This is a genomic window from Algoriphagus sp. A40 (assembly GCF_002002735.1).
Classification (GTDB): Bacteria; Bacteroidota; Bacteroidia; order Cytophagales; family Cyclobacteriaceae; genus Algoriphagus.
This window is the reverse complement of sequence record NZ_MUNY01000071.1, coordinates 20517-28679: the sequence shown is the minus strand read 5'-3', so window position 1 is coordinate 28679 and position 8163 is coordinate 20517. Positions and strand designations below refer to the sequence as shown.

Annotated in this window: 10 protein-coding genes; 5 read left to right on the top strand and 5 right to left on the bottom strand. The window is 44.4% G+C overall.

What is annotated here, in order from left to right; genetic code table 11:
• Positions 1 to 134 precede the first annotated feature (134 nt).
• The 5 genes from B0E43_RS17605 to rsmA form a co-directional block, all read right to left on the bottom strand.
• Positions 135 to 527, bottom strand: a complete 393-nt coding sequence (locus tag B0E43_RS17605; protein WP_077352196.1) for an HIT family protein — start codon at positions 525 to 527, stop codon at positions 135 to 137.
• Positions 528 to 564: 37 nt separating this feature from the next.
• Complete coding sequence (gene greA / locus B0E43_RS17600; RefSeq protein WP_077352194.1) at positions 565 to 1038, bottom strand: transcription elongation factor GreA; 474 nt, start codon at positions 1036 to 1038, stop codon at positions 565 to 567.
• Positions 1039 to 1194: 156 nt separating this feature from the next.
• Positions 1195 to 2127 (bottom strand): 2-hydroxyacid dehydrogenase, encoded by a 933-nt coding sequence (locus tag B0E43_RS17595; RefSeq protein ID WP_077352192.1) that lies wholly within the window; start codon positions 2125 to 2127, stop codon positions 1195 to 1197.
• Between the two features lie 5 nt (positions 2128 to 2132).
• Positions 2133 to 3500 (bottom strand): magnesium transporter, encoded by a 1368-nt coding sequence (mgtE, locus tag B0E43_RS17590; protein WP_077352190.1) that lies wholly within the window; start codon positions 3498 to 3500, stop codon positions 2133 to 2135.
• Positions 3487 to 4272 carry a 16S rRNA (adenine(1518)-N(6)/adenine(1519)-N(6))-dimethyltransferase RsmA gene (rsmA, locus tag B0E43_RS17585; protein ID WP_077352188.1) on the bottom strand — a complete coding sequence of 262 codons (786 nt, stop codon included), beginning with the start codon at positions 4270 to 4272 and terminating at the stop codon, positions 3487 to 3489. The genes mgtE and rsmA overlap by 14 nt, the downstream gene beginning before the upstream one ends.
• Positions 4273 to 4376: 104 nt before the next feature.
• Here rsmA and pdxA point away from each other — a divergent pair, with 104 nt between their 5' ends.
• The 5 genes from pdxA to efp all read left to right on the top strand — a co-directional run bounded on the left by pdxA (position 4377) and on the right by efp (position 8107).
• Positions 4377 to 5399: a 4-hydroxythreonine-4-phosphate dehydrogenase PdxA gene (pdxA, locus tag B0E43_RS17580; protein WP_077352186.1), complete on the top strand. Its 1023-nt coding sequence runs from the start codon at positions 4377 to 4379 to the stop codon at positions 5397 to 5399.
• Positions 5400 to 5508: 109 nt separating this feature from the next.
• Positions 5509 to 6087, top strand: coding sequence for a DUF177 domain-containing protein (locus tag B0E43_RS17575; protein WP_077352184.1), 579 nt, complete (start codon positions 5509 to 5511; stop codon positions 6085 to 6087).
• A gap of 12 nt (positions 6088 to 6099) precedes the next feature.
• The gene (rpmF, locus tag B0E43_RS17570; RefSeq protein ID WP_077352182.1) at positions 6100 to 6291 is read left to right on the top strand and encodes a 50S ribosomal protein L32; all 192 of its coding nucleotides are present in this window, start codon (positions 6100 to 6102) and stop codon (positions 6289 to 6291) included.
• A 229-nt stretch (positions 6292 to 6520) separates the two neighbouring features.
• Positions 6521 to 7519, top strand: a complete 999-nt coding sequence (locus B0E43_RS17565) for a beta-ketoacyl-ACP synthase III (RefSeq protein ID WP_077352180.1) — start codon at positions 6521 to 6523, stop codon at positions 7517 to 7519.
• Positions 7520 to 7543: 24 nt separating this feature from the next.
• Positions 7544 to 8107, top strand: a complete 564-nt coding sequence (gene efp, locus B0E43_RS17560) for an elongation factor P (protein ID WP_077352178.1) — start codon at positions 7544 to 7546, stop codon at positions 8105 to 8107.
• Positions 8108 to 8163: the final 56 nt, after the last annotated feature.

Genomic DNA, 8163 nt, shown 5'->3' with positions numbered 1-8163 from the left:
CGGAACCATACTCAGCGACAGGCAGGTGCACTATCACGAAGGCGGCCAAACTGTTTAGGATAAGGCTAAGTTAACCCCGTCATTTCCTTTTTGTATGTTCCCGGAATATTTAAGACTCAGCCTGACACACTCCCTCAGAATCCTCTCCGAATTGTCTCCGCCACCTCTGCCAATTCCTCCTGACTCAATTTCAACTTTGCCCTCGTAAAATTAATATCATCCATCGTGCGCAATGGAACCAAATGAATATGTACATGAGGCACCTCAAGGCCAATCACGGCCACACCAATCCGGGTGCATTTGATGGTTTTGTCCATCGCCTTGGCCACTTTTTGGGCAAAAAGATTCAGTTCGGCCAATGCCTCAGGCTCCATATCAAAAATGTAGTCCACTTCCTTCTTTGGAACCACAAGAACGTGTCCTTTAACCAAAGGCATGATATCCAGGAACGCAATGGAATTTTCGTCCTCGGCTACAATGTGGGCCGGGATTTCTCTGTTAATGATTTTGGTGAAGATGCTTGCCATGGTGCCAAAAAAAATCCCGGAAAGTCCGGGATAAGTTTTAATAAGTGATGTCTAAGATTTCGAACTCCAATTTGCCGGCAGGCGCATTGATCTCGGCAATATCGCCGATGACTTTTCCCACCAATCCTTTTCCAAAAGGAGAAGCCAGCGAGATCTTTCCTGCTTTCAGATCTGCTTCTTCTTCGGAAACCAACTTATAGCTTACGGTCATCCCGTTTTTCACATTTTTGATTTTTACAGTGCTTAGAATGCCGACTTTAGAGGTGTCCATTTGGGAATTATCCAAAACCCGGGCATTGCCAACAACAGCTTCCAGCTTGGCGATTTTAAGCTCCAAAAGACCTTGAGCATCCTTGGCAGCATCGTACTCTGCATTCTCACTCAGGTCACCTTTATCACGTGCCTCTGCTATCTGACGGGCGATATCCGTTCTTCCTTTAGTCTTCAATTCCTGAAGTTCGTCCTTCAACCTCTTCAGTCCTTCCTCGGTGTAGTATTGTAATTTTGACATAATTTTACGCGTTTCGAAAGGCACAAAAAACAAAGTAACGGTCACGTGGTGGAGACCGTTACTTTACTTTTGCCTTTATATGATAGGCAAAGATAGGAAAGCTTTTTGACTTAGCAAGTCTTTACTATTTGACACCGCTATTCGAAAATGAGGATTTCAATCCTCAAAAGCCTTTTTAATTTTCTTTACCAGCACCTTATTGATTTTCTCATAAGACTCAAAAGTCCAGCCTGCTACATGTGGTGAGAAAATCACATTCGACCTTGCTGCCAACTTTTCAAATTCAGTTTTTTGCTCGGGAGAAAACTTCTGAAACTTCTCGTTTTCCATCACATCGAGCACCGCTCCGCGAAGAATGCCCCTGTCAAGCGCGGCATTCAAAGTCGCAAAACTGATCACTTCTCCCCTGGCAGTATTGATCAGCCAAAACGGTTTTGCAAAACTCTCGAGTTCGTCAAGCGTGAAGAAATTCCGTGTTTCCGGAGTAAGCGGCACATGGATACTCAGGATATCAGCTTCGACTTTGACTTTTTCCCACATCACTTCCTGTACCAGCTCATTTCCAAACTCCAGTTTGTATTTGTCATAGGCCAAAACTTTGACTCCAAATCCGGAAAGGCGCTTTGCAAATGATTTACCCATATTGCCATAGCCCATGATTCCCACGGTTTTGCCCATGAGTTCGTGGCCGCGGTTTCCTTCCCGGTCCCAGATGCCCTTTCTGACTTCCCCATCCGCTTTGATGATATTGTTGAATAAGGCAAGCAGTCCACCGACAGCATGTTCGGCTACCGCATCCCGGTTTCCTTTTGCTGCATGGAAAAGTTTAACTCTTCGTTCCACCAGATAATCCAGGTCAATCTGATCTAATCCCGCACCGGCCCGACCAATGAATTTGAGATTGATGGCCTTTTCAAGGAGTTCACGGTCCATTGGTGTCTTGGATCGGATAATGAGTCCGTCATATGCCGCCACCTGCTCCAATATTTCAGAACGGGTGATTTTTGGTGAATAGGTAACCTGATGCCCATCCATTTCCAGCATTTCCACAATGCTCGGGTGCATCTCATCAATAATCAGAATTTTCATTTTTCTTAAAGACTCAATAAAGACATTGCAACCAAAAAATAAACTGCAAGACCAAGAAGGTCATTGGCAGTGGTAATAAAAGGTCCGGAGGCTAAGGCGGGGTTTATCCCGAATTTATCCAAAACGATTGGGGTGAAAGTCCCCATAAAGGAAGCCAAAAGCACCACAGAAAAGAGGGCAATAGAAACCACCAATGCAAACTTGACCTCATTCCCATACACCAGAACCACCATCCCAAATACAAAAAGCGCAAGTACCAGCCCATTGATAATCGCTACCAAAAGTCCCTTGACAAATCGTTGGGAAAGACTGCTGTCAAAGGCTGATTTATTAGCCAAAGACTGTACTACAAGTGTGGAAGATTGAATCCCTACATTTCCACCAGTTGCGGTGATCAAAGGAATAAAAAATGCCAAGGCAGTCACTTTGGCCAGTCCTTCTTCGAAAAAACCGATAAATCCTGCTCCCAAAAGTCCTCCGATTATCCCAATCATCAACCAGGGAAGCCGTGCTCTGGTCAGTTTGTATATGCTGTCATCCTCATCAACTTGGTCAGATATACCGGACATGGCCTGGATATCTTCATCGGCCTCTTCCTGCACGACGTCCAAAATGTCATCGACCGTGATTCTACCCACCAGTTTGTTTTTGGCATTGATGACCGGCACAGATTCCAAATCATACTTTCGCATGACAGATGCCACTTCCTCCTGATCCATATGTATTGGAACAGATATCACATCTTCATCATAGATATCTTCGATCCGGGTGTCGGAAGCTGCCAAAATGATCTTTTTCAGCGAAACTCTTCCCAACAGCTGTTGCCGGTTGTTGACAACATAAATGGAATAAATCTTCTCGACGTTTTCGGCCTGACGACGGATCTCATTGATGGTCTGGATTACATTCCAGTTTTTGTTGGCCCGGATAAATTCCTTGGCCATGATACCACCCGCGGTATCTTCCTCGTATCGCAAAAGTTCGAGAATCTGCTCCGACTTGACCCGATCCTGAAAATCGGCAATAACCTCTTCCCGGTCTTTTTCAGAAAGCAGATTCAGAATATCCGCTCCGTCATCGGAGTCCATCAGCTCAATCCAGACGGCGATTTCGGCGTTTTCAAACTCCTTTAAAACCTTTGAAAGGGTGGCTTCATCAAGTTCGATCAGAATGTCCGCAGCAAGCTGCTTTTCCAATAGCCGTAAAACATAAACCGAATCCGGCATACTGAGCTCATCGAGGATAGCGGCAATATCCGCTACATTGACTCCATCCAGGGACTCCCGGATAAAGTCAGCGTTTTCCAGTTCAATCCCCAATTGGAGACTTTCCAGGTATTCTTTCGAAAGCTCAAACTGCTTAATTGGCTCCACGACCTTTTTCGATTTGTTGGGTCAAAAACACAAAATCCTCCACACCCAGTTGCTCAGCACGCTTGTCCAGGATTGGATTGGCTTTGAATTCTTCCGAAAGTTCAAAGGATTTCAGAGAATTCCGGAGCGTTTTGCGCCGGTTTCCGAAACCTCCTTTTACTACTTTGAAAAAAAGCTTCTCATCACAATCCAATTTTTCTACCGAATTCCGAGTCAGGCGAATGACACCCGAATTCACTTTCGGAGGAGGATTAAACACTCCCGGCGGAACAGTAAAAAGGTATTCGATATCATACCATGCCTGCAAGAGAACCGATAAAATTCCATAATCCTTATTTCCTTTCGGCGAAGCGATCCGTTGAGCCACTTCTTTTTGCAGCATACAAACCACCTCGGTCACACGGTTTTTTTCTTCCAGTACTTTAAAGAAAATCTGGGAAGAAATATTGTAGGGAAAATTCCCGGCAATCGCATATTGCTCAGGAAGGACTCTGGCTGCATCATATTTCAGATAGTCACCTTCGATAATCCTATCCCCTAACTCGGGATATTTCTTATGTAGGTAGGCGATGCTTTCCCGGTCAATTTCTATCAGGTAGAGTTCCTGAGGATTTTTCAGGAGAAAATCAGTCAAAACCCCCATTCCCGGGCCGATTTCGAGCACCTTATTAACACCTCCATGACCTTTGACAGCCTGGGCAATCCGCTCGGCAATGCTCAAATCGGTCAGGAAATGCTGTCCAAGATGCTTTTTAGGTTTGACTTTTTCCATCCTTCGCCTCTGATAAATTTTTATAAATTGCAGGCCTAAAAATAAGGGAATATTCCAAAAGGTCGGGGAAATTTGTCCTGACTCAATTTTCAGCAGATCAAAACATGAACGCGAAAAAACAAAGGCCTATCCTGGGAATCAGCATAGGGGATATCAATGGAATCGGTGTGGAAGTGACCCTGAAAGCTTTGGCCGACAACCGCGTCTATAAAACTTACACACCGCTGATCTATGGACATGGCAAGGTGTTGACTTTTTACCGGAAGCTTATGAGTCTGGAGGATTTCAACTTTGTTCAAATCCGGAATTTGGATGAAATCCAGCACCGGAAAATCAATGTGATCAATGTGATGGAAGAATGCCCAGAAGTAATTCCGGGTGTGGAAACCCTTGAGGCTGGAAAAATGGCTTTGGAAGCACTCAAAGCTGCTGTCAATGATTTGAAAGAAGGCAAAATCCAGGGCTTGGTCACAGCTCCTTTGAATAAAAACAACCTCAATTCAGAAGATCTTCACTTCATCGGTCACACTGAATTTATCACCCAAGCTGTCGGTGCAAAAGACAGTCTGATGATGATGGTGGATGATTCTTTACGAGTTGGACTGGTGACAGGCCACCTGCCATTGGCGAAAGTATCCCAAGCGATCACCAAGGAGCGAATTCAACAAAAAGCCAATATCTTTTTGAAAAGCCTCGAGGAGGATTTCGGGATCCACAAACCAAAAATCGCAATCCTTGGACTGAACCCTCATGCAGGTGAAGACGGACTTTTGGGTGAAGAAGAGGAGAAAATCATCAAACCAGCTATCCGGGAACTGAAAGACCAAAACAAATATGTCTTTGGCCCCTACCCTGCTGATGGATTTTTCGGCATGATGCACCAGCAGAAATTCGACGGTGTTTTGGCAATGTACCACGATCAGGGATTGATTCCGTTCAAGTCGATTGCATTCAGTTCAGGTGTCAATTTTACGGCTGGATTGCCGGTCATTCGAACTTCCCCTGACCATGGTACGGCGTATAATATTGCAGGCAAAAACCTGGCAGATGAAGGTTCCATGAGGGCAGCATTGCATTTGGCTTCTGACATTATCAACCTGCACGAAACGGAAGAAGTCGAAGCCTGAGCGATTTTTATTTAAAAAAAGCGGCTCAAACCAAATATTATTTCAGGTTCTGTTTTAGCTATTTTAAATTATTACCTACATTTGCGGTCTTAAATCGGGAGGACGAATCGTGAAATTCTGGAAAAGCTTTGATATTGAGGTAATTAAGTTCAAAGAAGGAAAACACGAAATTGACTTTGAAATTGGAGAGTCATTTTTCCAAAACTTTGAAGACAACGAAATTGTCGAGAAAGGCCGTTTGACCACAAGGGTCATCATGGACAAAGGAGCCAATGTAATTGAGCTCAATTTCCATATTAAAGGTACCGTGCAGTTGACCTGTGACCGAAGCCTGGAAGTATTTGATCACCCTTTGGATTTTACCGAAAAGATGATCTACAAATACGGGACGGAGGAAAAGGAAATAGATGAGAATGTCATCATGATCACCAGGGACACCCCTACTATCAATGTGGCTCAGCTGATTTATGAATTCATTCTGCTTGCTTTGCCTGCCAAAAAAATCCATCCGGATTACAGAAATGAGCTGGATGACGAAGACTTGGAGGTAGAAGGAGGGTACGTGTACATCGATAATGAACCTGAAGTCGAAGCGGAAGATGAAAGTCCAGCTGCTGAGGAAGAAACCAAACCCGTCGATCCACGATGGGAACAATTAATGAAGTTAAAAAACAAAGAACAATCATAAACCACGCTTAAAATGGCACATCCTAAACGCAAAATTTCGAAAACCAGAAGAGATAAAAGAAGAACTCATTATAAACTGGAAGCTCCGGGAATGGCGAAATGCCCAACTACCGGCGAAATGCACTTGCCTCACAGAGCTTTCTGGCTTGATGGTAAATTGTACTACAAAGGACAAGTAATCATCGAAAAAGAAATTAAAGCTTAATAGCTTTCTGAATCTGACATCATCAAATCCATTCCCTACCAGGAATGGATTTTTTGTTTCTCCAAACTGAAAACAGCTGACTTGCAACCACTTGAAGTCCAAAGGACGCTTTGGTTTTGGTGGTCAGAAGGCATTGTACTATTTTTGACCCTGCTCAGGAAATTCCTGAAAAATGAACAACCCAGTTTGAGAAATTTTCACGGAAATTCTCTCTATTAAACCTATCAAAATGGACAAAATCAGAGCCATGATCACCGGGATCCAAGGATACGTCCCTGAATACCGGCTGACAAACAAGGAACTTGAAAAGCTTGTCGAAACCAATGACGAATGGATCATGTCCCGAACCGGAATCAAGGAAAGAAGGATCCTAAAAGGTGAAAACCAGGGAACTTCTGTCATGGGAACCGGTGCAGTAAAAGGCCTTTTGGAAAAAACAGGAACTGATCCCCTTGATATCGATCTGATCATCTGTGCAACAGTAACTCCTGACATGCCTTTTCCAGCTACTGGCAATATCATCGCAGATCAGGTTGGTGCAAAAAACTCCTTTAGCTTTGACATTGGCGCTGCTTGTTCCGGTTTTCTATACGCACTTCAACTCGGAGCACAATTCATCCAAACCGGAACCCACAAAAAAGTAATCGTAGTCGGTGCCGATAAAATGTCCGCCATTGTGGATTACCAGGACAGAACTACCTGTATCCTTTTTGGAGATGGGGCCGGAGCAGTTTTACTTGAACCTACCACCGAGGAGCTTGGCGTGATGGACGCCATTTTGAAGGCAGACGGGGCTGGAGCACCTTACCTTCACATGAAAGCAGGTGGTAGCCGCAAGCCTGCAACAGAAGAGACAGTGGCTGCACGAGAGCATTTCGCTTATCAGGAAGGTTCCACGGTTTTCAAATTTGCTGTGACCAATATGGCAGATGTAAGTGCCCAGGTGATGGAAAGAAACGGTTTGACCGGAGATGACATTGCCTGGCTGGTACCACACCAGGCGAACAAACGAATCATAGATGCGACTGCAAACCGGATGGGAGTCGGACCAGATAAGGTCATGATGAACATCGAGCGATATGGCAACACCACTGCGGCAACCATTCCGCTTTGCCTTTGGGAATATGAAAGCAAGCTGAAAAAAGGCGATAACCTGATCCTGGCGGCCTTTGGCGGTGGATTCACCTGGGGTTCGATTTTTCTGAAGTGGGGATACGATCCGAAATAATCAAAAAGTATATAAATAACAATTATGGCAAGTACTGCAGATTTTAAGAATGGACTTTGTCTGGAAATGAACAATGACATCTATTCAATTGTCGAATTCCAGCACGTAAAACCAGGAAAAGGAGCAGCTTTCGTCCGAACCAAAATGAAAAGCCTCAGAACAGGCAAGACTTTGGAAAAGACCTTTAACGCAGGTGAGAAAGTTACCACAGCAAGAGTTGAAAAAAGACCTCATCAGTTTCTTTACAAGGATGACATGGGCTACAACTTCATGGATACCGATTCTTTCGAGCAGATGTCTTTGGAAGAAAGACTGATCGAAAGACCAAACCTGCTGAAAGACGGGCAAATGGTAGATATCCTGGTCCATGCAGAGCATGAAACTCCACTCTCCGTTGAATTGCCTCCGTTTGTTGAGCTGATGATCACATACACTGAACCGGGAATCAAAGGCGATACAGCTACCAACGCCCTCAAGCCTGCTACCGTAGAGACCGGTGCGACTGTGATGGTTCCGCTTTTTGTAGATCAGGACATTATGATCAAGGTGGACACCCGAGACGGATCGTATTCAGAAAGAGTGAAATAAATATTAATAGCTGCACGATTTGCTTAAATTATGCAGCTTTTCTGTTTTTAACCCAA